The organism is Thermohalobacter berrensis (assembly GCF_003609645.1).
Lineage (GTDB): Bacteria > Bacillota > Clostridia > Tissierellales > Thermohalobacteraceae > Thermohalobacter > Thermohalobacter berrensis.
Genome location: NZ_MCIB01000002.1, coordinates 12,677 through 38,531, shown reverse-complemented (window position 1 = coordinate 38,531; position 25,855 = coordinate 12,677). Strand labels below are relative to the sequence as shown.

The following is a 25,855-nucleotide window of genomic DNA, read 5'->3' as shown; positions in this document are numbered from 1 at the left end:
TATACATCCCCTAATATTTTAATAGTAATAAAATAAGTAATATATAGGATAAGCCTAGATAGTAAAGGGGGAAGCTTTTTGAACAATGGAAAAAATGTTATAGATACTAACATTTTTTTAATAGTATTTATTTTCATAACAGTAATTTTTTATAGTTTTCAAGCTTCATATCTAATTGAACAAAACAAAAAACTAATGGAAATAACCAGTGAAGCTATTAAACTTCATAATGAAAAAATTAATACAAATGAAATCAATAATGATATTAAAGAGTTAAAGACTTTAACTGAAAATCTGGCTAAATTTAATAAAGATATAGTATTAGAAATTCAGTCTATTAAAGACGAAAATAAAAGAATATTAGAAAAAACAGAAAGGTTGAATAAGGTTTTTTTCGAAAAAAAGAACGAATGAATAATTTCCCTGATAAAAAAACTATATATTTAACCTTTGATGATGGCCCTAGCAAAAACACTATTAAAATCTTAGATATACTTAAGAAATATAAAGTAAAGGCAACTTTTTTTGTATGTGGTAATACAACAGAATTTGGCAAAAAAGTTTATAAAAGAATTGTAAATGAAGGACATGCAATAGGAAATCATACCTTTAGTCATAACTATAAAGTAATATATTCTTCAGAGGAAGCTTTCCTAAAGGACTTAAAAAAACTAGAAAATTTTCTTTTTTCCGTTGCAGGTGTAAAACCAAAAATTATTAGATTTCCAGGTGGTTCTAATACTAGTATAGGAAAAAAGTATGGTGGTATCAAATTAACAGAAAGGTTAACTACAAAGGTCTTATTAGATGGTTACCAATATTTTGACTGGAATGTATCATCAAGGGATGCAACTAAAGTTACTCAAGATAAAGAGATTATAATTAATTCAGTATTACAAGATGTAAAAGATGGTGGCAATATAGTTTTATTTCATGATAGTTGGCCCAAAACTACTACAGTTGAAGCATTACCTACTATTATTGAAGAATTATTAAAAAGAGGATATAGGTTTGATATACTTACAAAAGACTCATTTTATGTACATTTTTTATAAATAAAAGTTGAGGCATTACGAATCCAAAAACAACGGTTAAAAAAGCAGTTATTAGTTGCTAGCTCTTGGTTCTTAGCGAAACCAAAAGCAACAACTGTATTTTGCTAACTCATTTTTAATTTTACATTTTGAATTTTAAATTTATTACGTTCTTTACTCCCGTTAAACACGGGGACAGGTCTTAGTTTCACTTCGTTCAATGATAGGTCTGTCCCCCCGTTTCACTAACTACTAACAAATTCAACTTTCCATTCTCAATTGTACTTCTAATTGTCAACTGTAAATTGTTAATTGTCTTTTCCAGTTAAGATGTCTAATATTGTTTCATAATCTGTTCCCTTTTTTATCTTATAGGTACCATATATAAAGTTTCTCCCATCTCCTCTTTTTCTTACTAATGCAATAAATTCTTCTTTATTTGTTATAAGACCTCTTTCATACAGTTTATTTATTATTATCTCACTTTTTTCACCTTTTTTAATTTTTATTTCTATTAATTCATTTTCCTTATCTTTTATATCTTTATTTTGTTCCGTTTGATTTTTGATTTCCTTATTTTCAATTTCATTTTCCTCTTTATTTTCTTCTTCATCTTTATTTTCATTTTCTACTTCTTTATCATTGGATTTTTCATTATGATCATTATTATCTTCTTCATCAATAGTTATAAATTCATTTGGATCAATCATACCCAATTCACGTGCTTTTTCTCTTATTTCCTCTTCTGTATATTCCCTTTTAGCTACCATTGAATTTGCAACTTTTATTATTCCTGTTGTAAAAAGTGTAATTCCTACAGCTAATAAAAATACAATAAATAGAAATCTCTTACCTCTTTTCATTTTATCACTCATCCTTATCTTGTGATTTTAATGTATTTTCAAAATATATACTTCTACTTGGAAAAGCTACAGATACTTTTTCATCTTCTAAAATATCCATTATTTTAAAGTTTATATCTTGCTTTATACTTAAATATTCCTCCCAGTCTGCTGTTTTGGTAAAATAATATACCAAAATATCTAAACTACTATCATTAAATTCATCAAATTTAACTAATATTTTTTCTTTATCCACATCTGGATGTTCAATTAGCATTTTTTCTATTTTTTCTACACATTTTTGCAGTTTTTCCCTAGTAGTACTATAGGTTACTCCAAGTTTAAAATCAACTCTTCTTATTCCTCTTCTTGAATGATTAGTTATAGGCTCATTGGCCAAATGTGAATTAGGTACTGTTATTAATGCTTTAGAAAATGTCCTTATCCTTGTACTTCTAAAGTTTATATCTTCTACTACACCTTCAATTTTGGAACATGAAATCCAATCGCCTATATCAAATGGCTTATCCATAATAATAACAATTCCTCCAAAAATATTAGCTACACTATCCTTTGCTGCCATTGCAATAGCTAATCCACCAATACCTAATCCAGCTATAAAACCACTTACATCATAATCAAATTCCTGAGCAACTATTCCTATAGCTAATGCTATAGTAAGAAACCTTAAAATTTTTGATAAAAAGGGTTTAATAATCTTATTCGTTTTTAAATTAAACTTTTCTCCCATTCTTTCAAAAATAATTGAGTATGTACCCTCTAAATTATATAATCCCCATGCAACTAAAACAATTATTGATGACCTAAAAAACTTACTTAGAAAATTATTAAATATAATACCTAAATTTAAATATCTAAGGGATAAATACAAGCCAAATATTGCAATAAAGGTTCTAGTAGGATTCTCAAAGGCCTTTAAAACATTATCATCTACTTCAGATTTGGTTTTTGAAGTAAACTTAGCTGCTAATTTAAAAATATATCTAACTACAACTTTTCTTAAAAGTAAAAAAACAAAAAATATACCAATTGCTATTCCTATTCGTCTTATAGAAATACCTAAATAGGCTAAACTTAATTCAGGAAGTCTATTTATTATTTCTTCCATTTATTTTCACCTCTTTAAAATATATAAATATAGGGTTCTTTATAAAATTCTACAATATTCTTATAAAACCTTCAAAGTTCTTAATAAAAAAGTCTCCTATTAAAAATAGAAGATTCTCAAGGTTGACTTTTTTTGAAATACATAACGAAAATTATATTTTATCTACAATTTTTATTTGATTATAATTTTCTATATGTTATAAAAAAATAAGTGGATTATCCTATAATTAGGATATCCCACTTATTTATTTTCATTAAGAGCATTTTCTTTTAATTTAGTAATATGCTTTTCCAAAACCTCTTTAGCTTTTTTTGGATTTCTTTCTTCAAAGGCTTTTAAGATTTCTTTATGTTCATTTAAAGCCTCTTCTAGTCTTCCTTCAGTATTTAATGATTTTTTCCTTACACCTTTCATATACCTTTGAAATCCTTTTAAAATATATTCTAGGTATCTACTTTTTGAAGCTTTATAAATTAACTCATGAAACTCAGTATTTAATTCTAAAATCTTTTCAACATCTTTTTTATAGTAAGTATAAAATTCCATAAGCTCATATATTTCTTTAAGTTCCTTAAAATCTTCGTTTGTCATTCTTTCAACTGCCCATTGGGCTGCTATTCCTTCAATAGCAAGTCTAATAGTCAATATATCACTTATATCCTGTTCTGAAATTCCCTTTACTATAACTCCCTTATTGGGAATATTTTCCACAAGGCCTTCAAGTTCTAATTGTTTTAAACCTTCTCTTACAGGAGTCCTACTAACTCCTAGTTCCTTTGCAAGTTTTATTTCTACTAATTTATCCCCTTGTTTATACTTTCCATCTAAGATACTATCCCTTAAAAAATTGAATATCTTTGTAGATAATGAAATTGTATCCTTATTTCCAGTAAATAAACTGCCCATAAAGTCTCCTCTCCAAATTAAAATATATTAATTATCATCATAGTAATTTTAATACATACAATCACCAAAGTCAATCTATTTTATTCCCCAAGAGCTTTACATATAGCCTCTGTCATTTCTTCTGTAGTGGCATTTCCTCCTAAATCTTTAGTTATAGCCTCGCCTTTCTTTATGACCTTCCAAACAGCTTTTCTTACTTTAGTAGCCCATTCTTTTTCACCTATATAGTCAAGCATCATTGAGGCTGATAATATACAAGCTGTAGGATTTGAAATATTTTTTCCTGCTATATCTGGAGCACTTCCATGAACTGCTTCAAATATACCTATATCATCTCCTATATTTGCTCCTGGGACTAATCCTAATCCTCCTACTAATCCTGCCGATAAATCCGATAAAATATCTCCATAAAGATTTGGCATTACTAAAACATCATATTTTTCTGGATACATAACTAGTTGCATTGACATATTATCAACAATTTTTTCTTCATAGTCAATATCAGGATACTTTTGAGCAATTTTTCTAGCACATTCTAAAAATAATCCATCAGATATCTTCATTATATTTGCTTTATGGACAGCAGTTACTTTTTTCCTTCCATTTTTCTGGGCATATTTAAAGGCAAATTCTACTATTTTAGTTGAAGCCTTTTCAGTTATTACTTTTATTGCTTCAGTTACTCCATCTGTTAATTTATGCTCAATTCCAGCATACAATCCTTCTGTATTTTCCCTTATTACAACTAAGTCTACATTCTTAAAAGGAGTCTTAAGACCTGGGATAGATTTTACTGGTCTTACATTGGCATAAGTTTTATATTTCTGTCTAAGTCTAACATTTATACTTCTAAATCCCTTTCCAACAGGAGTAGTAATAGGACCTTTTAAGACTATTTTATTTCTTGAAATACTATCTAATAGTTTTTCTGGAATAAATTCTCCAGTTCCTTTATAGATATCAGAACCTGCATTAATTATTTCCCAATCTATATTAACATCTGTACTATCAATTACCTTTTTTGCAGCATAGGATACTTCTGGACCTATTCCATCCCCTGGTATAAGAGTTACTTTTACCATTTTTTAACCCCCTAATCTACTCTTAACATAGTTTAAATATCCACCTTTTATTAGTATGTCTATATCTCTCTTAGAACCTACAAATCTAACCTTAAAAGTCTTACCCTTAGTTTTATTTAAAACTGTTATATTTTTCCCTTCTACTAATAATTGACATAAATTATCTATTTGTAATTCATCTTCAAAATCTACTAATTCATAGTCATTATTATCTATAAACTCTAAAGGAAGTATCCCTGCATTTATAAGATTTGCCTTGTGTATTCTAGCAAAGGATTTGGCTATTACAGCTTTAATACCAAGATATAATGGAACTAATGCTGCATGTTCTCTACTAGAACCCTGTCCGTAATTCTCTCCTCCTATGATAAAACCACCATTGTTTTTTTCACATCTTTTCCAGAAATCACTATCTACTGTAGAAAAACAGAATTTAGAAAGATATGGTATATTAGATCTGTAGGGTAAAAGCTTTGCATTAGAAGGCATTATATGGTCTGTAGTAATATTATCATCTACTTTTAGAAGTATTTTTCCCTCTATAGTATCCTTCAACTTACTATTTAATGGGAAAGGTTTTATATTTGGTCCCATTTTTACCTCTACTTTATCCCTATCTTTCGGTGGATAAATAAATAAGTTATCATTTAGGTCAAACTTTTCTGGAACATTTATCTTTACATCATCTCCTAAATTCCTTGGGTTTGTTAAGTATCCTTTAATTGCTGAAGCTGCTGCAGTTTCTGGACTTACCAAGTATACCTTTGCACTTTTTGTACCACTTCTACCATAGAAATTCCTGTTAAAGGTTCTTACAGAAATACCATCAGTTTTTGGTGCTTGCCCCATACCTATACAAGGGCCACAACTACATTCTAGTATCCTTGCACCTGCTTCAATCATATGAGCTAAAGCTCCATTATCAGCTAACATTTTAAGTATTCTGCTAGAACCAGGTGAAATACATAAGCTTACATCAGGATGAACTTTTTTTCCTTTTAGTATAGATGCAACCTTCATTAAATCTGTATAAGAAGAATTAGTACAGCTTCCAATGGCTACTTGGTCTATTTTAAGATCCTTAATATTTTCAACTGACTCAACATTATCAGGGCTATGGGGTTTTGCTACTTGAGGTGTTATCTCTGATAAATCTATATCTATAACCTCATCATATTTAGCATCATCATCAGCCTTTAATTCCATCCAGTCTTCTTCTCTTCCCTGAGATTTCAAGTATCTATAAGTTTCTTCGTCACTAGGAAATACCGATGTAGTAGCTCCTAACTCTGCCCCCATATTTGTTATTGTAGCTCTATCTGTAACAGATAAATATTTTAGCCCATCTCCTGAGTATTCAATTATTTTTCCGACTCCACCTTTTACACTCAACTTTTTAAGAATATATAAAATTATATCTTTTGCCGATACCCAAGGATTTAACTTTCCTTTTAGATTAATATTCACAACCTTTGGAACCTTTAGCCAATATTTCCCTGAAGCCATAGCAACAGCCACATCAAGCCCACCTGCTCCTATAGCTAGCATTCCAAGTCCACCATTAGTTGGAGTATGACTATCTGAGCCTAAAAGTGTCCCTCCAGGTTTACCGAAATTTTCTAAATGTAATTGATGGCATATTCCATTTCCTGATTTAGAAAATATTATTCCATATTTTGCTGCAACACTTTTAATAAATTCATGGTCATCTGCATTTTCAAATCCAGCCTGTAATGTATTATGATCAATATATGCAACTGACAAATCAGTCTTAATTGAATCAATTCCCATAGCTTCAAGCTGCAAGTATACCATTGTTCCCGTTGAATCTTGTGTTAAAGTCTGATCTACTTTTATACCAATTTCTTCTCCTTCTTTAAGCTCACCTTCAACTAAATGTTCTTCAAGAATTTTATAAGTAATACTCTTACCCATTGTACTCCCCCTTTTATGCTTCCTTCATATCTAGGCCGTTTTCTATTAAGTAATCCTCATAAATGCTTATAAGTTCTCTATCTGATAATGCCCTTTTTAGTGAAACAGAAGTGGCTCTAACCTTACTCAATATTTTAGAAGCAGTATAATTATCAACTGTAATTCCTATTTGAGATAATCTATTTTTTATTGCTGCAGTTCCTGAATGTTTACCAATAACAATTCTTCTTTGTAAGCCAACTTCTTCTGGACTGAAAATTTCATATGTCTTAGGATTTTTTAAAGCACCATCAGCGTGTATTCCTGATTCATGTGAGAATATACTATCACCAACAACAGTCTTCCAAGGATATAATGGTCTATCTGATGCTCTAGCAACATATTCACATAGATTTTTTATTTCTGAAAGATTGTATTTATTTTGAAACTTTAAAGAACATTTAAGAGCCATTATAATTTCCTCTAATGAAGCATTCCCTGCCCTTTCTCCAAGGCCATTTACAGTAACTCCTACAAAATTTGCCCCAGCCATAACACCAGCTATAGCATTGGCTGTAGCCATTCCCAAATCATTATGGGTATGCATTTCAACATCTATATCTATATTATCTTTAATCATTTTTATAGCATTAAAGGTATCTATTGGATTTAAAGTTCCTACTGTATCACAAAATCTAATTCTATCAGCACCCGCATCTTTAGCCTTTTCTACAAATTTAAGTAAAAATTCTCTATCACTTCTAGAAGCATCCTCTGCATTTACTGATACATAAAGTCCATTTTCCTTAGCAAACTGCACAGATTCTATCATCTTTCTTAGAACATCTGCTCTAGATGATTTTAGTTTATATTTAATGTGTATGTCAGATGTGGATATAGAAATTGCAACAGCATCTACTCCACAATCAACTGACTCTTTTATATCCTTTATAACAGCCCTATTCCATGCCATGATACTAGCATTAAGATTACTATCTACAATCTTTTTTATAACTTCTTTTTCATCTCCACCCATAACTGGAATTCCTACTTCTATTTGGTCTACTCCCACTTTATCTAGTAACTTAGCTATATAAACTTTTTCTTCATTTGCAAAAACAACACCTGCTGTTTGCTCTCCATCCCTTAGTGTTGTATCAACTAGTCTGATCTTTCTTTTCACATGAACTCCCCCTTTTATATAATTGTATCGCTGTATACAATTATACATTATTGCAAGATAGGTGTCAATATATTTCATATGTTTTAATTTTTATTTTTGCAAATTCAATAGACTTATCCTAGTTATTTTCTTAGTTATAGTGTTTTTGTTTAAGTTTTAAAATTTTAGGTTTTTGAAGTTTTTTATTGTTTGTTTTTCATTTTTATAAATAGTATTCATAGTACATAATTATACATGAAAATTTACTATAGTCCCTTTAATATTTTTATAAAAAAGTCTTTTATTAAAAATACAAGAATCTCAAGGTTTATTTTTTGAAACACATAACGGAAATTATATTTTATCCACAATTTTTATTTGATTAAAATTTCCTCTGTGTTATAAAAAAACCTGATGGATTTATAAATCCATCAGGTTTCATTAAATAATCTATTTCTAAACTTACTTTAAATCAATAAGTAAGTCCTTTTTAACTAATAATATTTTTACTAACCACATAAAAACTACACAAAATAAAATAGTCATAATAGTTATATAGCTCCACTTACTTAATACAAGTCCTAAAGACATGCCTACTGCTGGGGGATGTTCTGTATTAGTTATAGTCATAAGTAATATAGTAATTCCAACAGCTATTGACCCTAAAAAAATATATATTACTCTAATAGACATATCTTTTAGCAAAGAAGCCATCTCCAATGATAATAAATGAAATATTATTCCTATTATTATACCAACAATATATCCTCCAATTACATTCCTAGATTGGGATGTGTAACTACTGGGTATAGTAAAGACAATAAATGTAGTAGCCCCTAAACTAGCAATTATAGTCCCCTGTGTAAAAAGATTAAATATTAATAATGTTAAAAGTATTGTAAAGGTAGCTAAACTACATTGTAATATATATCTTTTTAAATTTGGTTTAGCCTTTTTATCAAATAGCTGGATAATTACACAACCCTTCTACATTATTTTGGAAAACCTTTACTTTTAAAATATATCATATATTTTTATGTTTTTAAAGATAAAAATTTAACATAATTTAATACTTGATAACAATTGAATTTAAGTAGTTTTATATTATTTATTCTTCAATTTAGCTAACTCTACTGCTAATTTAGCCCCTAATTTAGCATTATTATATACAAGTTGTATATTAGATTTTAGACTTTGTCCAGATGTAATATCTTTAATTTTAGAAAGTAAAAATGGGGTAATCTCTTTTCCCTTTATACCTATTTTCTCAGCTTCATTAATAGAATCATTTATAGCCCTATTTATCAAGCCATAGTCCATTTCAAATTCTTCCGGTATTGGATTGCCTATTACTAAACCACCTTTTAAATTTAAGTCCCATTTTGCTTTTATTGCTTTAGCTAATTCTTTTGGTGAATCTACCATGTAATCTACTTTATATCCACTTTTCCTTGTGTAAAATGCAGGAAACTCTTCTGTTTTATAGCCAACTACCGGTACTCCATGAGTTTCTAAATATTCTAAGGTAAGGCCAATATCAAGAATTGACTTTGCCCCTGCACATACAACTGCAACATTTGTCTTAGCAAGTTCCTGAAGATCTGCTGAAATATCAAAGGTCTCCTGTGCCCTTCTATGTACTCCACCAATTCCACCTGTTACAAAAATCTTAATACCCGCTAATGCAGAAATTATCATGGTTGATGCTACTGTAGTAGCTCCATCAAGACCTTTAGCCAGTATAAATGGTATATCTCTCCTACTAGTTTTTACTACACCTTCTGTTTGCCCTAAATACTCTATTTCAGCCTTTGTTAAGCCTACCTTTAGTTTACCCTTTATTATACCAATAGTTGCAGGAATAGCACCATTTTCCCTTACTATATTTTCAACATTTAATGCTGTTTTAACATTCTCAGGATAAGGCATTCCATGTGATATAATTGTTGACTCTAAAGCAACAATAGGCTTCCCCATAGATATAGCCTCTTGTACTTCTGGTTTAATATCTAAATATTTTTCTAACATAACTTCAACTCCTTTAGTTTTCTTTTAACACTTTCAACAGACATATTAGGATTTATAGTGTTTTCATGCTTTAGTGCTACTATTGCAGATGACATAGCAAATTTAACTGTGTATTCTAGAGGATAGTTATTTAAGTAGCTAAAAATCAGTCCTGCCACAAAGGCATCCCCTGCACCTGTAGAATTTACTACTCTAATATTAGGTGGTTTTAACATTCCACTATTTTTACCATCACTATAATATACACCTTCTCTTCCAAGGGTTATGAAAACCCTTTTAACTCCTTTATTTAAAAAGTATTCTGCTGCATTTTCTAAATCTCTTTTATTATTTATTTCTATACCTGTTAGAACCTCTGCCTCCATTTTATTTGGTTTTATTGTATGAAAATATCCAATAATATCTCTTACCTTTTCACACTTTGATGTTGAAACAGTATCGATAAAAAAGATCTTATCTTTGAAATTAGTTACTATAAACTCTATAACTTCCTTAGGTAAATTTGTATCCAGAATTATAATTTTTGAATTTTTTATTGCATATGATTTCTCTTTAATAAAATCAGTAGTTATATTGTCAAATATATCCATATCTGATATGGCAACCTTCATATTTCTATTTTCATCTAAAATTGATAAATAGGTAGAGGTTGAAAATCCCCTTAATATAAGGGAATGTTCTACATTTATACCTGATAGCTTACACTCATCTATAATCTTATTACCATATATATCATCACCTACTGCTGTTATAAGCTTTGTATGTACTCCTAATTTAGTAGTATTTTCAGCAATATTCCTTCCTACCCCACCTAGTGAAAGTTTAACCTCTCCTGGGTTTGAGTCCTCAATAATTAGTTTATTTTTAGGAAATCCTTGTATATCTATATTTGCTCCACCGATTACTGTTACATAATCCTTTTCTTTTACAATATATCCTTTTCCAGCTATATATCCCTTTTTTATTAGGTTTGTAATATGGACTGCTACTGAAGACCTAGCAATTCCTAAAGCATCTGCTATTTCTTTTTGAGAAATCATAGGATCTTTTTTTATTAGCTCAAATATTTCCTTTTCTCTATTAGTCATAGTATCACCAAACTTTTGCTTATTTTTTCAACTTATGTTTATGATAACACATTTCAGTTTATTCGTAAAGATGTAAATGTTATTTTTTTACAATATTTGGTTTCTACTAGTCCTTTTTTAGTATTTCTATACTATGACAAATATACTTATCTTAAAAAAGAAAGCCGACAGATATAAAATCTATCAGCTTTATATTAATTAATTACTTTCTGTCTTAAATTTATTTACAATATTACGAAGGTCTTTAGAAAGCTCTCTTAAATCTCCTGCATAATTTGATACTTCCTCTATTGATGCTGCCTGTTCTTCTGTTGAAGCCGATACTTCCTGGGTAGATGCAGAAGTTTCTTCAGCTATAGCAGAAAGATTCTCAATCATTGCTATTATTTTATTTTTCTTGTCTGACATTTTGATATTAGAGTCTGTTACCTGTTGAACTTTATCAATCAATTCATTTATTGAATTTGAAATCTCTGAAAAAATATTTTCTGTATCTTCCACTGCTTTATTCTGTTCTTCTACAGCTTTTTTTGTTTCTTCCATTGAATTTACAGCGATTTCATGATAATCAATACAGTTATTTCTCATATATTCTTAAATATTATATCATTTACTATTATTTTCAATTATGATATTTCTCACATTATAATTTCTATATCATTGTACAGATTTTTCCCGTTTTTTTTCATAGTTTATAGATACTATTCCTAAGGAGACTAAAATTAGTGATATTAATATAAAATTAGTCAACTTTTCATCTGGTAAAAAAATAGATGACAGTAATGAGCCAGATACAGGTATCATAAATTTATATATAGTAATCTCACCTGCTTTATTATACTTAAGTAATGAATACCATAATGCAAAGGCTGTAGCAGATAAAAATGAAGCATATATAAGTAATAGCCAAGCCTTAGGTGTAAAAGCTAAAAGTTTGCCTTCTGTTCCTATTAAACCTATAAGTAGTAAAATAACTGACCCTATAAACATTTGTAATCCTGTAACAGTAAATGGATGTACCTTTCTTGATAAGTTTTTAGCCAAAATAGTACCAAAGCTACTCACTAATGCGCTAAATAACAAAAACCCTTCACCAAATAACGAAAAACTAAAATCTAAACCTTGTCTTTCCCAATTAATTAATATAACCCCTCCAAAACCAGAAATAAGTCCTATTATCTTTTTTAGATCCATTTTATCATCATGATAGACTATGTGTGCTAATACTACCACAAAAAAAGAACCACTGGCTGTTAAAACAGCTCCTTTTATACCTGTTGTATTAGATAAACCATTATAAAAAAAGAAATACTGTAAAGTCGTTTGAAGTATTCCTAATAAGAAAAGCTGTAATAAAATATTTTTATTAATTTTTTTCGATTCTTGTATGTAGAAGGAAGTCATAAAAATAAGTAAAACTGATGCAATAAAAAATCTCATTCCCGCAAATAAAACTTTAGCATATATATTTTCCGGTGAAATATTTAGTTCAGTATAGCTTATTTTTAGTACTGGAAAGGCACTGCCCCATAAAATTGAACAGAATAAAGCTGTCAATATACTGTACTTTTTTACTGTAAATACTTTTCTTAGTTCCATAATAATCTCCTTCTATTCTTTATTAATTCATTCTAGATTTTAGCATGATTCTTAGTTTCATACAACACAAAAATAAAAATATAATATATATTGTCGATTGAAAGATTATTTCCAGGGAAATTGAAAAAAATTATTTTAATTTCAAAATTGTAAATGTTGAATTTTAATGAAGTTTGATAGTTAATGTATTATGTACAATAAAAAAGCTAATGGATTAAAACCATCAGCTTTTTAAATCAATTTACTATATTTATTTTATAACCACATTCTTTACACTTTTCTCCTTCTAAGTCTACTACTTTACCTTCAGTCGTTCTGTCAACTATTAATGCTTTACAATTTGGGCAATAAGTATTTCTATCTACCCCCCAAACGTTCCCTATATATACATAGTCTAGATATTTCTTAGCTATATCTTTTGCCTTAACTATTGTTTCAATTTTTGTGGCTTCATTTTTAAGTTTATATGAAGGATAATATCTTGTAAGATGAAGTGGTATTTCTTTATCAATACTAGAAATCCATTTAAACAGCTTTTCTAGGTTTTCTAAATCATCATTTTCATCCTGAACAATTAAAGTGGTAATCTCAACTAAAACTGATTTGTTTGCAATCTCTACTGTTCTTAATACAGGTTCTAATTCTCCTCCACATAATTCTTTATAATATTTATTGCTAAATGACTTAACATCAATATTCATAGCATCAATATAAGGAAGAAGTTTTTTTAAAGGTTCTTCCTGAATATACCCATTAGTAACAAGTACATTTTTTAAGTTGTTTTTCTTGGCTTCATTTGCTGTCTCTAATACAAATTCATACCAAATAGATGGTTCATTATATGTATAAGCTATCCCTATTGAATTATTTCTATTTGCAAGTGTTATTAAATCCTTTGGTTTAGCCCATTGGGCAGGTGGAGTTTCATGGGCTATCTGCCAATTTTGGCAGAAACTACACTTTAAATTACAGCCAAAACTTCCTATAGAAAAAATATTTTTCCCCGGATAAAAATGATAAAGAGGTTTCTTTTCTATAGGATCATAGGCATATGATGTAATTTGTCCATAGTTTAATGTATATAACTTTCCATTATCGTTTTTTCTTACTCTACATATACCAATATTACCTTCTCTTATATTACATCCATGTGGACAAAGATAACACTTGACCCTATTATTTTCTAACTTTTCATAAAAAAATGCTTCTTTTTTTAATTTCATGATAACTCCCCTTTTTATCCACGTTATCCACATTATCCACAACCCATAGTGGATAACTTTTTGTTAATTTTTTAGTGTCTATAATTGTCTAATTTAAGGGGTTTGTTCTTCTTTTTCCACACTTTGTTGATTTATAAATTAAAATTGTCCACCCTTATTCAACAACTTATCCACATCTTAAGATATACTTTGCTTATTAATATATCAGTAATGTCTTTCTACTTCAAATCTTTCCATAATGTATCCCTCAGAAGGACTTATTCCTGCTTTTTGCAATGCTATTGCAACCTGTTGCTCTGGAGTATCTACTCCCTCAATATTTGGTAATAATAAACCTGATCTATGACCACTTCTTACTATAACTCCATATTTGGATACATCAAGCTGATCTATAGAATTTATTGGTTCTGGTTCCTTTAAGATATCTACTGAATAAATTAAATCATCTAATTCATCTTCATCAACAGGATAAAACCTTGGATCTTCAATACCTGCTTTAATAGCATTTTTTACAATTTCCTTTGCAATATTATCTTCTGTAGGAGCTATTGTACCAATACATCCTCTCAGTTTTCCATTCTTTTTAATTGATACAAATACCCCAGCTTTATTATTTATAAGTTTTTCACTTATATTTTTTGGTATATCTATTATTTTTTTATTTTTAACATAATATTCTAGGCTTTCCCTAGCTAGTTGTACAAATTCATCTTCCATTTTTCTAACTGAAGCTATCATTTCATCTTTATTTTTAATTATTTTATCTAGCCTTTTATGTTTATCAGATTTATCTAGTATATCAAATACACATACACAATATCCTACTCCAAAGGGACCTTCGTAAGAAAGTACCTCTGATAATGTCTTATAACCATCTAAAACTCCACACATCATCATAATAGAACGAAGTCCACATTCTCCTGCAGCTTCAGCTAGTTTTAAATCTAATTTCATTATTTCTTCAATATCGCCCTTTTCTAAAAGTTTAACAAGTTCTTCATCAAATTCCTTTCCTCTTATATTATATCCTGCCGGTGCACCTTTAGTAAGTTTATGAGATAAATCTCCACTTGCTATAAAAACTACATTCTCATCACTATTTTCCACAGCCTCTTTTATTGACATTCCAAATTTATATATTTCAACTGGAGAAAGTAATCCATAGGTTATATGAATTAATTTAAAATTCTTGTACTCGTTATTTATGAAATAGAGAGGAACTAAAGCTCCATGATCTAAATTTAAATCTAGATTATAATCATTAGCAAACTCCTCATCAACAGCTGCAGTAACAATATCCTTCTTAGAAGCCCTAGAAATTATATCTTTTACTAATGTTAAGTTATTCTTGAAGCTTAATTTAATATTGCCTGCACCAAATTTTTCAAAGCTCCCCTCTAAATTCTCTATATTAGATATACTTATAGCATCCCTAAAAAGTGGTCCATGAGGAGTTACCAAAACTATTGTAGTTGGTTTTTTCTTGCTAATATCCTCTGCTACTTGCTTAATAGTTCTTATAGTATTTGCTGTTTTAGCCTCTTCACCCTTACCTATATCAGGTACTATTATGGGAGGATGAGGTAGTAAATATGTGCCTAATATTTTTCCCATGGTATCCCTCCTGTTATTATTCTTCTATAGTAATGATACCCTTAATTTAGTTTAAATTATTCATTTTGTATAGATTCTTCTTATGTAGATTTTTTTACTTTAGTTATAGTTATTAATTTCAGCTAATGTTTCATCTTCTTCTATTTCTTTGAAATATCTAACTAAACCTATATAAATTGCCCATGCAACCTTTTCTTGATACTTAGGTTCATTTAATAGCTTTTCTTCCCTTGGATTGGATAAAAAACCACATTCTATTAAAACTGTTGGTGCTTTAACTTCTCTTAATAGATATATACTATCCCTAGCTTGTGGAACCCTTTTATTATTTTTATCTAGTATATTTCTTAATTCTTCTTGAATTATAGTAGCTAATTTTTTACTCTTTTCACAACCCTTTTTATAAAAGGTCTGTGCCCCATAATATTTAGATTGTCTAAAACTATTTAGATGTATAGTCAAAAAGATGTCAGGATTACTAGAGTTAACTAGTATTTTTCTATTCCTTAAATCCTCATTTTTCTTCTGTCTATATGTCTTTGATTTATCAGTATATAATCCTTCATCTTCTTCCCTTGTTAATATAACCTTACCTCCACTTTGTTCAATTAGTCTCCTTAACCTTAAAGCAATCTCTAAATTAATATCATCCTCATTTTTTCCTATGTTACCTACTGCTCCTGGGTCTACGCCACCATGTCCTGGATCAATAGCTATAACCTTATCAGTTATAGGTAAAAAAGCAGCTGGTACTACTTCTTGATTATTATTGTAAAAAAATATTACACTTATTAATATAAAGGGTATCAAAATAAGCACTTTTTTCCTAATAATTATAATTTTCATATAATCCCCCCAAAATACCTTACATACTATAATATTTTTAATAAGTATATTTTTATTACAATAATGAGAATTTAACGGTATATTAAGGTTAATTTGTATATAAAAAATCGAGGGAAGCTCCCTTCCCTCGATTTTTTAGTAATTACCTATCCATTTTCTATATTTATTATTTAATTCATCAATATTTATACCTAACACCTTAGGAATTACTTTGTGGAATCGTTTTATAGATATACCGTCAACTTCTGCTGCTGTCCCTTCTGCATACTCAAACTTTCCTAGTTCTCTAATAATCTCTAGTAAACTATCCTTACCATACTCATTACAAATGAAACCTACAATAATTCCAGAAGATAGATAATATTTCCTTATGTTTTCTTGATTAGTCATATTTTCTAAATTTAATTTCTCTAGTTCTTTTATATCCCAAAAATTTTCTTTTTTAATATTTCTAAAAGTGTTTATATCATTGTTTTGAAATTCAGTGAAATAAACTGCTAAACCTTCCCCAAACCAATAGGGCATGTTATTTTTTGATTCAGCTATGGTTATTTTGTGAACCAATTCATGGGCAACAATATTTCTATATACATCACTGGAGTCATATATCATAGTTTTAATCGATTCAGGGTATTCATACCATCCAGCAAATTGCCAGGCAAAGGATAGTTTTACTGACTGTCTAAGTAATTCTTTATCCTCATAAAGCTTTATAACAGTCCTATCATCTGGCTTAACACCTAATCTATCTGTTATTATCTTATAAGCCCTTTCTGCCCCTTCAGCAGCTAATTTTGCGTATTTAATATTACCCTGTGGATAATTAATTACAAAATTCTTTGTTTGTATAGTTTCAAAATTTAAGTCAGAATCTACCCACTTATCTCCTTTTTTAATATATTTTACTGTATACATCAAGCTATATATTTTATCCTTAAATCTATATGTTTGCTTTAATTTAGCCAGTTTTTTATTATCACTTATTTTATTAATATTTATTATTTTAATTTTAAAATTTTTAATATTATTATTCTGAAGGTCTCTAAACCAGCTTTTCTTTTCTGCTATGTATTCTGGTTTACTTTTATCAAGTGTACTAATGTAGAGGGCTAAGTCTCCTGTTTTTATGGCTTTAATTTGAGTATTAATAAGTGTTTTAATACTATCAGCTTTCTCTTTTTGACCGCATGCAGAAAGTAGTAGTAAAACAACAATAATAAGTAAAAATCTTTTCTTTACTCTCATTTATATTTATCCTCCATATTTTTTCATATTATAATTTTATTTTTACTACTACTTTATTATACTATTTAAATTTAAGATAATTACAAAGCTATAAATTTTTCTTAATTTTAGTTATTTCTATATATTTCCATTTGTGAAAAAGAGAACCGTCCCTGTTTTCATTCGCCAAGAATTTGTTAACAATCTTTGGTATAAAATAAAAAAACACTGGACAAATGTCCAGTGTTTTTTTTATCTCTTTGAGAATTGTGGTGCACGTCTTGCTTTCTTTAAACCGTACTTCTTTCTTTCTTTCATTCTTGGGTCTCTTGTTAACATTCCTGCTTTCTTTAGTACTGGTCTTAGTTCTTTATCAGCTTTTAATAGTGCTCTTGCTATACCATGTCTTATTGCTCCTGCTTGGCCAGTAAATCCTCCACCATTAACATTAACTAGAACATCATACTTTCCTAAAGTATCTGTAATTACTAGTGGTTCTTTAGCTATATTTTTTAAAGTTTCATAGTTGAAATAATCATCTATATTTCTTTTATTTATAGTAATGTTCCCTTCACCTGGAACTAATCTAACTCTTGCAACAGATTTTTTTCTTCTACCTGTTCCATAATATTGTACTTTAGCCACTTACAGTCCTCCTCTCCTGAACTCTATATTTCATATACTTCAGGCTTTTGAGCTTGATGATTATGTTCTGTACCTCTATATACTCTTAATTTCTTAAGCATTTTTCTTCCTAAACTATTTTTAGGAAGCATGCCTCTTACTGCTGCAAATACAGCTTTTTCAGGATCTTCCTTCATTAACTTCTTATATGGTATTTCTCTTAATCCTCCTGGATGTCCAGTATGATATCTGTACATTTTTTGGTCTAATTTTCTTCCTGTTAAAACTACTTTTTCAGCATTTAACACTATTACAAAATCTCCTGTATCTACATGTGGCGTATAAGTAGGCTTGTGTTTACCTCTTAATATTTTAGCAACTTCACTAGCAAGTCTACCTAATGTTTTTCCTTCTGCATCTATTATATACCATTTTCTCTCAATTTCATTTGGTTTTGCTATAAAGCTCTTCACCCTTTTTCCCTCCCTACTTCTAGGTGTTTGCTATTGACGATTTATATATTAAAATCCGGGGCTAGTGGATTTTAATTGTCTTAACACTCCTTTTATTGTAATACAAGGCGCCTAGTGTGTCAAGATGTTTCCCTATAAAATACTCTTTCTAAATAAAGACCTTGTGGTGGTGCTGTATGTCCTGCTTTACTTCTATTTTGGGAATTAATTATTTCAGATATATCATCCACAGGTATTTTATCTGTTCCAACTTCTATTAATGTTCCTGTTATTATTCTAACCATATTATATAAGAAACCATTACCCTTTATTCTTATTTCTATAATATTTTCAGGTCTTTCTTCAATAGAAAGACTATGTATTGTCCTTACTGTATCCTTAACTGAGCTACCAGAGGACATAAACGCTTTAAAATCATGTGTTCCAATAATATGTGTTGCTGCTTTTTTCATTTTTTCTACATTGAGACTATAAGGTACATGATAAGTATAATTTCTAAGCAAAGGACTTCTAATCTTGTTATTATATATAAGATATTTATATTCTTTACCCTTTGCCGAAAATCTAGCATGAAAATCTTTTTCTACTTCTTCAGATTCTAATACTGCGATGTCCTTTGGAAGTAAGCTGTTTATGGCTAACTTAAATTTTTGTGCTGGAACACGTGACTTTGTATAAAAGTTTGCAACTTGTCCCCTAGCATGAACACCACTATCTGTTCTACCAGAACCAATAAGCTTTATTTTTTCTTTAGTTATTTTTGTTATTGCTTTTTCTAGTTCTTCTTGAATTGTTATATTATCAGGTTGAATTTGCCATCCACAGTATCTTGTACCATCATATTCAATAGTTAACTTTATATTTCGCATTAAAAACCCCTCTTATAGAAGCCTATCTACTATTATTAACCCTAGAAGAAGAATACTTATACCTAAAGCTATATAATCCCTTCTGCTTAAGATAAGCTGCTTCATTCTAGTTCTATTTTCTCCACCTCTATAGCACCTAGCTTCCATAGCTAGTGCTAATTCATCAGCCCTTCTAAAGGCACTTATAAACAACGGAACTAATAGGGGTACTAAACTTTTAGCCCTTTTTAATACATTTCCACTTTCAAAATCTGCCCCTCTTGCCATCTGAGCTTTCATTATCTTATCTGTTTCCTCTAAAAGGGTTGGTATAAACCTTAATGCTATAGTCATCATCATTGCCAACTCGTGGGCTGGCACACCAATCCTTTTAAAAGGATTTAGTAATCTTTCTATACCATCTGTTAATGAAATGGGCGATGTGGTTAGAGTAAGCAATGAAGTTCCAATTATCAAGAAAATAAGTCTTAATGCCATAAATGTTGCCAGTTTTAATCCTTCTTTTGTTACATCCAAAGGTCCAATTTCAAAAAGAATCTCACCCTTTGTCATGAAAACATTTATGATAAAAGTAATTAATATTATAAAAAAGAGAGGCTTTAATCCTTTTAAAATGAATTTAAACGGTACTTTTGAAATAAATATAGAAGTAAAAATAAAAATAGAAACAAATAGATATGGTAAAAAATTGTCTATAATAAATAAAGAAATTATGAATAACAAGGTAATGATTATCTTTATCCTAGGATCTAATTTATGGATAACTGTATTCCCAGGAAAATACTGACCTATAGTAATATTTTTAAGCATTACCATTTCCCCTTAAAAGACGCAAAATCTCCTCTTTTGCATCTTCTACTGTTATAATATCGTCCCTTACTTTTTTTCCTCTTTTCTTTAGCTCCCTCATAAAATAAGTAACTTGAGGTACTCCTAGCCCTAATTCTTCTAGTTCATCTGCTTTTTTGAATACATCTTTCGGTTTTCCTACAATTGATACTCTACCTTTGTGCATTACAATTATCTTATCTACTAGACGGGCTATATCTTCCATACTATGTGATACCAAGATTATTGTCATATTAAAATCTTGATGTAATTTTTTTATCTGTTTTAATATTTCATCCCTTCCCTTTGGATCTAACCCTGCTGTAGGTTCATCTAATATAAGAACCTCAGGCTCCATTGCCAGTACACCAGCTATTGCTACTCTTCTTTTTTGCCCTCCACTTAATTCAAAGGGAGATCTATTTTTAATTTTATCATAATTAAGCCCAACAAGCTCAATGGCTTCCTTTACTCTTTTATCTACCTCTTCCTCTGATAAACCTAAGTTTATAGGACCAAAAGCAACATCTTTATATATGGTTTCTTCAAAGAGCTGATGTTCAGGATATTGGAATACTAGCCCTACCTTTTGTCTTATATCCTTAAGGTTTGCACCCTCAGCAGATATGTCTACACCATCAATAATAACTTTGCCTGATGTTGGTTTAATTAATCCATTTAAATGTTGTATTAGTGTAGATTTACCCGAGCCTGTATGTCCTATTAAACCGACAAATTCCCCTTTTGCTATTTCAAGGTTTACATTATCTAGTGCCTTAGTTTCAAAGGGGCTATTTGGATTATAAATATGTGTAAGGCCTTCAACTTTTATTATCATAAAGCACTCACCAGTTCCTCTATAGTTAAAATATTCTGTGGTATATCTATCCCTTCTTTTCTTAACATATATGCTAATTCTGTTACTTGAGGTACATCTAATCCAATTTGCTTTACCTTTTCTACTTGGCTAAAAACTGTTTTAGGAGTACCCTCAAGTATTATGTTTCCTTTCTCCATTACAATTACTCTGTCTGCTTCAACTGCTTCATCCATATAATGTGTTATATGAACTATAGTCTTATTTTCTTCTCTATTTAATTTTTTAATAGTATTTATAACTTCTTTCCTGCCAGAAGGGTCAAGCATAGCTGTTGGCTCATCCAATATTATACATTCTGGTTTCATTGCCAATACACCAGCTATAGCAATTCTCTGTTTTTGTCCTCCTGACAAAAGATGTGGGGCATAATCTTTGTATTCTTCCATTTCTACTGCAGTTAAAGCTTCGTTTACACGTTTTCGTATTTCTTTAGGGTGTATACCTAGGTTTTCTGGCCCAAAGGCCACATCTTCTTCTACGATTGTGGCTACTAACTGGTTGTCTGGATTTTGAAACACCATGCCTGCTGTTCTTCTAATATGCCATATATTTTCTTCATCTTGTGTATCCATTCCATTTACGTAAACTTTTCCACTAGTTGGGACAATTAAAGCATTTATAAGCTTTGCTAAAGTAGATTTTCCTGAACCGTTATGTCCTAGTATAACTACAAATTCTCCCTTGTTTATGGACAGGTTTATACCATTTAGGGCTACTACCCCTTCATTTTCATTACTTTCATATTTATAGGTAACATTCTCCAGCTTGATCATTACATCTGACATAATATCCCTTCTTTTACATGAATAAAAAATCTTTAAGAAAATAGGGACTAAGTGCAGCCGCGACAACTTAATCCCCTTTACAAATCTACACTAATTCAATTATAGCCATTTCGGCACCGTCGCCTCTACGTGGTCCTAGCTTTAAAATTCTAGTATACCCACCATTTCTATCCTCATATTTTGGAGCTATCTCATCAAATAATGTCTTCACAACAGTTTCATCATATATAAAAGCAAGTACTTGACGTCTTGCGTGTAAATCTCCTCTTTTGGCAAGAGTTATCATCTTTTCAGCTAAACGTCTAGTTTCTTTAGCTTTAGCAACTGTTGTTTCTATTCTTCCATTTTTTAATAAGCTGGTAACTAGGTTTCTTAACATAGCTTTTCTGTGATCAGTAGTACGTCCTAATTTTCTCAGCTTAGCCATCTTCTATCCCTCCTTTTGCCATTAATCTTCGCTTTTCTTTAGGGTTAATCCTAGCTCTGATAATTTACTCTTTACTTCTTCAAGGGATTTCTTACCAAGATTTCTAACCTTCATCATGTCTTCTTCTGTCTTTTGAGTTAATTCTTCTACAGTGTTAATACCTGCTCTATTTAGACAGTTGTATGATCTAACTGACAAATCTAGCTCTTCTATAGTCATTTCTAATACTTTCTCTTTTTTGTCTTCTTCTTTTTCTACCATTATTTCTACATCATTTACATGTTCAGTTAAATCTATAAATAGATTAAGGTGTTCATGCATAATCTTAGCACCTAATGATACTGCCTCATCAGGTTTAATTGTGCCATCTGTCCATAATTCTATTACTAACCTTTCATAATCTGTTACTTGCCCTACCCTTGTATTCTCTGTTTTAAAGTTAACTTTTTTAACTGGTGTAAAAATTGAATCTATTGGTATAACACCAATTGCTTGGTCTTCTTTTTTATTTAATTCAGCAGGAACATATCCCCTGCCTTTTTCCATTACCATTTCCATATACAGTTTTCCATCACTTTCAAGAGTTGCAATGTGTAAATCTTTGCTTAAGATTTCCACATCAGGTGGAGCAATTATATCCCCTGCAGTTACTTTACCTTCACCTTCTGCCTCAATTTTTAATGTTACTGGCTCATCATTGTGCATAATTGCAGCTAAATCTTTTATATTTAATACTATTTCAGTTACATCCTCTAAAACACCAGGAATTGCAGAAAATTCGTGTAATACCCCATCAATTTTAATTGATGTAACAGCAGCTCCAGGTAATGAAGAAAGTAAGACTCTCCTCATTGAATTTCCTAATGTAGTTGCATAGCCTCTTTCTAATGGCTCTAAAACAAACTTTCCATAGGTATTATCATCACTCATCTCAATAATTTCAACTTTTGGCTTTTCAATTTCAATCATTCTGATTTAAACCCTCCTTATAAACTTATTAATGGCTTCGAGGGCAACTGATTCTAATTTGTCTATTACTTAGAATATAACTCAACTATTAAGTGGTCCTCAATTGGTATCTCTATATCTTCTCTTGCTGGTTCCGCAATTACTTTACCCTGCATTTTTTCAGTGTCTAACTCTAACCACTGTGGAGTTTTTCCCTGATGTTTTTCAACTAACTCTTTAAACTTTGGCGAATTCTTACTTTTCTCTTTAACTTCAATAACATCTCCAACTGTAGCTCTGTATGATGCAACATCTACTTTTCTTCCATTTACTAAGAAATGTCCGTGATTTACTAATTGCCTTGCTTCAGGTCTTGATGATGCTAACCCTAATCTATAAACTACATTATCTAGTCTTAATTCTAATAGTTTTAATAGGTTTTCACCTGTAATTCCGTCCATCTTATCTGCTTCTTTAAAGTATCTTCTCATCTTCTTCTCTGAAACACCATAGAATCTACGCACTTTTTGCTTCTCTCTTAACTGCATTCCGAAGTTTGATAATTTTTTTCTAGCCTTGCCATGTTGACCTGGCGCATAGTTTCTTCTTGATACTGGGCATTTATCTGTATAACATTTTTCACCTTTTAGATATAGTTTTAATCCCTCTCTACGACATAATCTACAAACTGGACCTGTATGTCTTGCCATTCTTTACACCTCCTGTACATTATTCTAGATTCTTCTGCGTTTTGGTGGTCTACAACCATTGTGTGGTATAGGAGTTACATCCTTTATTAGGCTAACTTCTAAACCAGCAGCTTGTAATGATCTTATAGCAGCTTCTCTACCAGAACCTGGTCCTTTAACATAAACTTCTACAGTTTTTAATCCATGCTCCATAGCTTTTTTAGCTGCTTCCTCAGCTGCCATTTGTGCTGCAAATGGTGTAGATTTTTTTGAACCTTTAAAACCTAATTGTCCAGCACTTGACCATGCAATAGTATTACCTTGAGTATCAGTTAATGTTACGATTGTATTATTAAAAGTTGATTTTATATGTGCTTGACCTTTCTCAATATTTTTACGCTGTTTTCTTCTTACACGAGCTTTCTTGTTTCTTTTTGCTGCCACTTAGTATCCCTCCTTTACCTATTTCTTCTTCTTTTTGCTAGCAAGTTTTTTAGGTCCCTTTCTTGTTCTAGCATTTGTTCTAGTTCTTTGACCCCTTACAGGTAAACCTCTTCTATGTCTCATACCTCTGTAGCTATTTATATCAATTAGTCTCTTTATATTCATTGATACTTCTCTTCTAAGGTCACCTTCAACTACATAGTCTCTATCAATTATTTGTCTTAGCTTATTTACTTCTTCTTCTGTTAAATCTTTTACTCTAGTATCTGGATTAACTCCAGCTTTTTCTAATATTTCATTAGATCTAGACCTACCTATTCCATAAATATAAGTCAATCCAATTTCTACTCTCTTGTCTCTTGGTAAGTCGACACCTGCAATTCTGGCCATTTACTTTACACCTCCTGTACTGTACTAATCATAACATATTTATTTTAAAAAATTTATACTTAGCAGCCGCGTATAAATTATAATCCCAAAACTATATTATACTAGAAAACAATCTGAAAAACTAGATAAAATTTAATTATTAACCTTGTTTTTGTTTATGTTTAGGATTTTCACAAATAACCATAACTTTTCCTTTTCTTTTAATTATTTTGCATTTTTCGCAAATAGGTTTTACTGATGGTCTTACTTTCATCTGATTCACCCCTTCTATTTTTTACGCCAGATTATTCTACCTCTGGATAAATCATATGGTGACAATTCAACTGTTACTTTGTCACCCGGAAGTATTCTTATGAAATTCATTCTTAATTTCCCAGAAATATGAGCTAAAATTTCATGTCCATTCTCAAGTTCAACCTTAAACATAGCATTAGGTAGAGCTTCTTTAACAGTTCCTTCTACCTCAATAACATTTTTTTGGGACATTAAAACACCTTACCTCCTATTCATATTAATTACTCTTTATTTTTATAAGGTTCAAGTTGTTTTCTGACATAGGCATTATCAAACTTTTCACCTTTTTCTATTTTTTCCTTTAGTGGCTCTATTATATCATTATATATCATCACATGCTTTACTTTTTTCTTCTTTGGCTTTTTAAGTTTTCTCATATCTCCATCTATTAGTAGTAAATATTTTTCATCTAATATTTTATAGATTACAAACACCTTTCCTTTGTCTCTACCTGCCTTCGATTTAACGACTTGCCCCACCTCAAGATCACTTGTTGTTTCCATTTAATTCACC

31 protein-coding genes are annotated in these 25,855 nt (G+C 30.1%); 2 read left to right on the top strand and 29 right to left on the bottom strand.

The genetic code is table 11. The annotated features are described in order from the left end of the window. Positions 1–78: 78 nt before the first annotated feature. Both BET03_RS03025 and BET03_RS03020 read left to right on the top strand, forming a co-directional pair. Entirely contained in the window at positions 79–414 is a 336-nt protein-coding gene (locus BET03_RS03025) for a hypothetical protein (RefSeq protein WP_120167144.1), read from the top strand. Then, a complete protein-coding gene (locus BET03_RS03020) occupies positions 411–1,055 on the top strand; it encodes a polysaccharide deacetylase family protein (RefSeq protein ID WP_120167142.1) in 645 nt (214 codons plus the stop codon). Before BET03_RS03025 ends, BET03_RS03020 begins: the two co-directional genes overlap by 4 nt. 287 nt (positions 1,056–1,342) lie before the next feature. Here BET03_RS03020 and BET03_RS03015 read toward each other — a convergent pair whose 3' ends face one another. From BET03_RS03015 to BET03_RS02875, 29 genes are all read right to left on the bottom strand, one after another. Next, positions 1,343–1,897: an endolytic transglycosylase MltG gene (locus tag BET03_RS03015; RefSeq protein ID WP_183108697.1), complete on the bottom strand. Its 555-nt coding sequence runs from the start codon at positions 1,895–1,897 to the stop codon at positions 1,343–1,345. A gap of 4 nt (positions 1,898–1,901) precedes the next feature. Then, the gene (locus BET03_RS03010; protein ID WP_120167138.1) at positions 1,902–3,005 is read right to left on the bottom strand and encodes a mechanosensitive ion channel family protein; all 1,104 of its coding nucleotides are present in this window, start codon (positions 3,003–3,005) and stop codon (positions 1,902–1,904) included. Between the two features lie 240 nt (positions 3,006–3,245). Continuing rightward, positions 3,246–3,911, bottom strand: coding sequence for a GntR family transcriptional regulator (locus BET03_RS03005; RefSeq protein ID WP_120167136.1), 666 nt, complete (start codon positions 3,909–3,911; stop codon positions 3,246–3,248). An 80-nt stretch (positions 3,912–3,991) separates the two neighbouring features. Continuing rightward, on the bottom strand, positions 3,992–4,993 hold the full coding sequence (locus BET03_RS03000; protein WP_120167134.1) for an isocitrate dehydrogenase (NAD(+)): 1,002 nt from the start codon (positions 4,991–4,993) through the stop codon (positions 3,992–3,994). A 3-nt stretch (positions 4,994–4,996) separates the two neighbouring features. Continuing rightward, positions 4,997–6,928 carry an aconitate hydratase gene (locus tag BET03_RS02995; protein WP_120167132.1) on the bottom strand — a complete coding sequence of 644 codons (1,932 nt, stop codon included), beginning with the start codon at positions 6,926–6,928 and terminating at the stop codon, positions 4,997–4,999. 13 nt (positions 6,929–6,941) lie between these two features. Continuing rightward, positions 6,942–8,090, bottom strand: coding sequence for a homocitrate synthase (nifV, locus tag BET03_RS02990; RefSeq protein ID WP_279230327.1), 1,149 nt, complete (start codon positions 8,088–8,090; stop codon positions 6,942–6,944). Between the two features lie 441 nt (positions 8,091–8,531). Then, positions 8,532–9,041 (bottom strand): HPP family protein, encoded by a 510-nt coding sequence (locus BET03_RS02985; RefSeq protein ID WP_423246973.1) that lies wholly within the window; start codon positions 9,039–9,041, stop codon positions 8,532–8,534. A 132-nt stretch (positions 9,042–9,173) separates the two neighbouring features. Further along, positions 9,174–10,097 (bottom strand): pseudouridine-5'-phosphate glycosidase, encoded by a 924-nt coding sequence (locus BET03_RS02980; RefSeq protein WP_120167128.1) that lies wholly within the window; start codon positions 10,095–10,097, stop codon positions 9,174–9,176. After that, a complete protein-coding gene (locus BET03_RS02975) occupies positions 10,091–11,185 on the bottom strand; it encodes a PfkB family carbohydrate kinase (protein WP_120167126.1) in 1,095 nt (364 codons plus the stop codon). Before BET03_RS02975 ends, BET03_RS02980 begins: the two co-directional genes overlap by 7 nt. A 198-nt stretch (positions 11,186–11,383) precedes the next feature. Next, positions 11,384–11,773 (bottom strand): hypothetical protein, encoded by a 390-nt coding sequence (locus BET03_RS02970; protein ID WP_120167124.1) that lies wholly within the window; start codon positions 11,771–11,773, stop codon positions 11,384–11,386. A 69-nt stretch (positions 11,774–11,842) separates the two neighbouring features. Beyond that, positions 11,843–12,784, bottom strand: coding sequence for a DMT family transporter (locus tag BET03_RS02965; protein ID WP_120167122.1), 942 nt, complete (start codon positions 12,782–12,784; stop codon positions 11,843–11,845). A gap of 236 nt (positions 12,785–13,020) precedes the next feature. Then, a complete protein-coding gene (gene amrS / locus BET03_RS02960) occupies positions 13,021–14,007 on the bottom strand; it encodes an AmmeMemoRadiSam system radical SAM enzyme (RefSeq protein ID WP_183108696.1) in 987 nt (328 codons plus the stop codon). A gap of 204 nt (positions 14,008–14,211) precedes the next feature. Then, positions 14,212–15,621 (bottom strand): AmmeMemoRadiSam system protein A, encoded by a 1,410-nt coding sequence (amrA, locus tag BET03_RS02955; RefSeq protein ID WP_120167118.1) that lies wholly within the window; start codon positions 15,619–15,621, stop codon positions 14,212–14,214. Between the two features lie 99 nt (positions 15,622–15,720). Then, on the bottom strand, positions 15,721–16,467 hold the full coding sequence (cwlD, locus tag BET03_RS02950) for an N-acetylmuramoyl-L-alanine amidase CwlD (protein ID WP_120167116.1): 747 nt from the start codon (positions 16,465–16,467) through the stop codon (positions 15,721–15,723). A gap of 135 nt (positions 16,468–16,602) precedes the next feature. Further along, a complete protein-coding gene (locus tag BET03_RS02945; RefSeq protein ID WP_120167114.1) occupies positions 16,603–17,712 on the bottom strand; it encodes a gluzincin family metallopeptidase in 1,110 nt (369 codons plus the stop codon). Between the two features lie 231 nt (positions 17,713–17,943). Further along, positions 17,944–18,336: a 30S ribosomal protein S9 gene (rpsI, locus tag BET03_RS02940; protein WP_120167112.1), complete on the bottom strand. Its 393-nt coding sequence runs from the start codon at positions 18,334–18,336 to the stop codon at positions 17,944–17,946. A 23-nt stretch (positions 18,337–18,359) separates the two neighbouring features. Then, positions 18,360–18,788: a 50S ribosomal protein L13 gene (gene rplM / locus BET03_RS02935; protein WP_120167110.1), complete on the bottom strand. Its 429-nt coding sequence runs from the start codon at positions 18,786–18,788 to the stop codon at positions 18,360–18,362. Positions 18,789–18,907: 119 nt separating this feature from the next. After that, positions 18,908–19,657 (bottom strand): tRNA pseudouridine(38-40) synthase TruA, encoded by a 750-nt coding sequence (gene truA / locus BET03_RS02930; protein ID WP_120167108.1) that lies wholly within the window; start codon positions 19,655–19,657, stop codon positions 18,908–18,910. A gap of 12 nt (positions 19,658–19,669) precedes the next feature. Then, the gene (locus BET03_RS02925) at positions 19,670–20,467 is read right to left on the bottom strand and encodes an energy-coupling factor transporter transmembrane component T family protein (RefSeq protein WP_120167106.1); all 798 of its coding nucleotides are present in this window, start codon (positions 20,465–20,467) and stop codon (positions 19,670–19,672) included. After that, entirely contained in the window at positions 20,460–21,323 is an 864-nt protein-coding gene (locus BET03_RS02920; RefSeq protein ID WP_120167104.1) for an energy-coupling factor transporter ATPase, read from the bottom strand. The genes BET03_RS02925 and BET03_RS02920 overlap by 8 nt, the downstream gene beginning before the upstream one ends. Continuing rightward, a complete protein-coding gene (locus tag BET03_RS02915) occupies positions 21,320–22,138 on the bottom strand; it encodes an energy-coupling factor transporter ATPase (protein WP_279230328.1) in 819 nt (272 codons plus the stop codon). Before BET03_RS02915 ends, BET03_RS02920 begins: the two co-directional genes overlap by 4 nt. A gap of 97 nt (positions 22,139–22,235) precedes the next feature. After that, positions 22,236–22,577, bottom strand: a complete 342-nt coding sequence (gene rplQ, locus BET03_RS02910; protein WP_120167100.1) for a 50S ribosomal protein L17 — start codon at positions 22,575–22,577, stop codon at positions 22,236–22,238. A gap of 21 nt (positions 22,578–22,598) precedes the next feature. Further along, positions 22,599–23,546, bottom strand: a complete 948-nt coding sequence (locus BET03_RS02905) for a DNA-directed RNA polymerase subunit alpha (protein ID WP_120167098.1) — start codon at positions 23,544–23,546, stop codon at positions 22,599–22,601. 65 nt (positions 23,547–23,611) lie between these two features. Further along, positions 23,612–24,235: a 30S ribosomal protein S4 gene (gene rpsD / locus BET03_RS02900; RefSeq protein ID WP_120167096.1), complete on the bottom strand. Its 624-nt coding sequence runs from the start codon at positions 24,233–24,235 to the stop codon at positions 23,612–23,614. Positions 24,236–24,259: 24 nt separating this feature from the next. Beyond that, on the bottom strand, positions 24,260–24,658 hold the full coding sequence (gene rpsK / locus BET03_RS02895; protein WP_120167094.1) for a 30S ribosomal protein S11: 399 nt from the start codon (positions 24,656–24,658) through the stop codon (positions 24,260–24,262). 18 nt (positions 24,659–24,676) lie between these two features. Next, positions 24,677–25,048, bottom strand: a complete 372-nt coding sequence (gene rpsM, locus BET03_RS02890; RefSeq protein ID WP_120167092.1) for a 30S ribosomal protein S13 — start codon at positions 25,046–25,048, stop codon at positions 24,677–24,679. Between the two features lie 139 nt (positions 25,049–25,187). Then, complete coding sequence (gene rpmJ, locus BET03_RS02885; RefSeq protein WP_008516283.1) at positions 25,188–25,301, bottom strand: 50S ribosomal protein L36; 114 nt, start codon at positions 25,299–25,301, stop codon at positions 25,188–25,190. A 14-nt stretch (positions 25,302–25,315) separates the two neighbouring features. Next, the gene (gene infA / locus BET03_RS02880; protein WP_120167090.1) at positions 25,316–25,534 is read right to left on the bottom strand and encodes a translation initiation factor IF-1; all 219 of its coding nucleotides are present in this window, start codon (positions 25,532–25,534) and stop codon (positions 25,316–25,318) included. A gap of 29 nt (positions 25,535–25,563) precedes the next feature. Further along, positions 25,564–25,845, bottom strand: coding sequence for a KOW domain-containing RNA-binding protein (locus BET03_RS02875; protein ID WP_120167088.1), 282 nt, complete (start codon positions 25,843–25,845; stop codon positions 25,564–25,566). Positions 25,846–25,855 lie beyond the last annotated feature (10 nt).